Source organism: Aequoribacter sp. (genome assembly GCF_965659035.1).
Classification (GTDB): Bacteria; Pseudomonadota; Gammaproteobacteria; order Pseudomonadales; family Halieaceae; genus Aequoribacter.
The window spans coordinates 1-1,957 of record NZ_CBFHWH010000163.1; the positions used below are offsets into that span (position 1 = coordinate 1).

Consider the following 1,957-nt stretch of genomic DNA (forward strand, 5'->3'; position numbering starts at 1 on the left):
GGATCAAAGAAACCCGAGAGTCCGCGATTAAATTGCTGGAATACCGCGGCTTCACCCCCGAGGAATTAGAAGATTTGTGGCTCCAGCGCGGAGATGATTATTTCTTGCGAGAACGCGCTGAAGACATCGCGTGGCATACCGAAGCCATAGCAAGTCACCATGACCAACGCACACCCCTAGTGTTGGCCAAGCACACTAACGACTCAAGCGTCGCTAATGCGACACAGATGTTTATTCACGCTCGCAGTCGCCCGCATCTATTCTCTTTGATTTGCGCCACACTGGAACAATTAGATTTAAGCATTCACGATGCCCGCATTTACGGAGCCTCGGGTGGCATGACGCTGGATACTTTTTTCGTGCTCGATTCCTCAGGAGAAACCATTGAACACGACGCCCAGCGTACGCGACACGTCATCTCAGAGTTAACGACGGCCCTGACCGAGAGCACCAAAACCAATGGCATTGCGACTCGTCGGACGCCGCGCCAGTTCAAGTCGTTCTCGATTCCAACTCGTGCCCAAATAACGCAAGACCACGACAAGGGGCTATCAATACTTGAGGTAATTTCTCCCGATCGCCCAGGTCTGCTGGCTCGCCTTGGAAGAGTCTTTGTCGAATTTGGCATTGAAATTCAAACCGCTAAAATTCAGACCCTGGGCGAACGCGTGGAGGATTTGTTTTTTATTACCGACGCACAGCAGAATCCCATTACCGACCCAGATCTTTGTCAACAAATTGAAACCGCCATACGCGACACCCTAGACTCTCAGGTAAATGCCTCCGCATGAATGATTATTTAAATGCCCTGCAGCCCTATCCGTTTGCGCGTCTGCGCAACTTGTTTGAGGACCTAGAACCAAACCCCAGTCTACGACCTATTAATCTTGGCATTGGCGAGCCTCAGCACCAAGCACCCGAGCACGTGCTCAAAGCTCTGAACCAGCATATCGAGACGATTTCTAACTATCCGACCGTTCTTGGACTACCCGAACTCCGCGACGCTATAAGTTGCTGGGCGTGCGCTCGTTTCAACTTACCAACGCTCGACCCCAAAACCCAGGTATTACCCGTCAATGGTACTCGAGAGGCTCTCTTCTCTATCGCCCAAGTCATTTGCTCTCCGACACGCCCGAGCACCGTATTTGCACCCAACCCTTTTTATCAAATCTATGAGGGCGCGGCCTTAATGGCAGGTGCAACTTTAAAACTTCTGCCTTGCGAAGCGGACTGCAATCATCAGCCTGATTACAAATCGCTCTCAGATAACGATTGGGCAAGCTGCGACTTGCTTTATATCTGCAACCCAGGAAATCCCGCGGGCGGGCTCATTGATCGCGGCACGCTGAGTTTTTTAGTTGAAAAAGCCCTGCAACACGATTTTGTTATCGTCTCGGATGAGTGTTACAGCGAAATCTATCCTGCGGAAAACACCCCTCCTGCTGGGTTACTTGAGGTATGCGCCCAAATCGGCAACGAGGACTACCGCAACTGCTTGGTGTTCCACAGCTTATCAAAACGCTCGAACCTACCGGGTATGCGCTCTGGCTTTGTTGCTGGCGACGCTACGATCCTGAGCTCCTATCTGCAGTACCGCACATATCATGGCTGCACCATGCCGATTTATCACCAATATGCCAGCATTGCAGCGTGGCAAGACGAGCAGCACGTCGTGACCAACCGCTCGCTGTATCGTACAAAATTCGAGCTAGTATTAGACAGCCTCAAAGACCTCTACGACCTCAGCTATCCTGAGGGCGGCTTTTACATTTGGCTACCCACGCCTATCGACGACGAAATATTCGCCCGGCAGCTGTATCAAGAATTTGCCATAACCGCCTTACCCGGAACCTATCTAGGACGTGGCGTCGATGGACGCAACCCCGGCAAGGGCTATTTACGTCTCGCTCTCGTCGCCTCTGTCGAGGACTGTGTCGAGGCTGCAGAGCGCATCGCC

General features: G+C 52.1%; 2 protein-coding genes. Both read left to right on the forward strand.

From position 1 onward, the window contains the following. Positions 1-791 (forward strand): ACT domain-containing protein (locus tag ACTF5Z_RS12050; protein ID WP_438985848.1); only part of this gene is annotated, 791 nt, incomplete at its 5' end. Next, the coding region (dapC, locus tag ACTF5Z_RS12055; protein WP_438985849.1) for a succinyldiaminopimelate transaminase at positions 788-1,957 on the forward strand (1,170 nt) is incomplete at its 3' end. The genes ACTF5Z_RS12050 and dapC, both read left to right, overlap by 4 nt.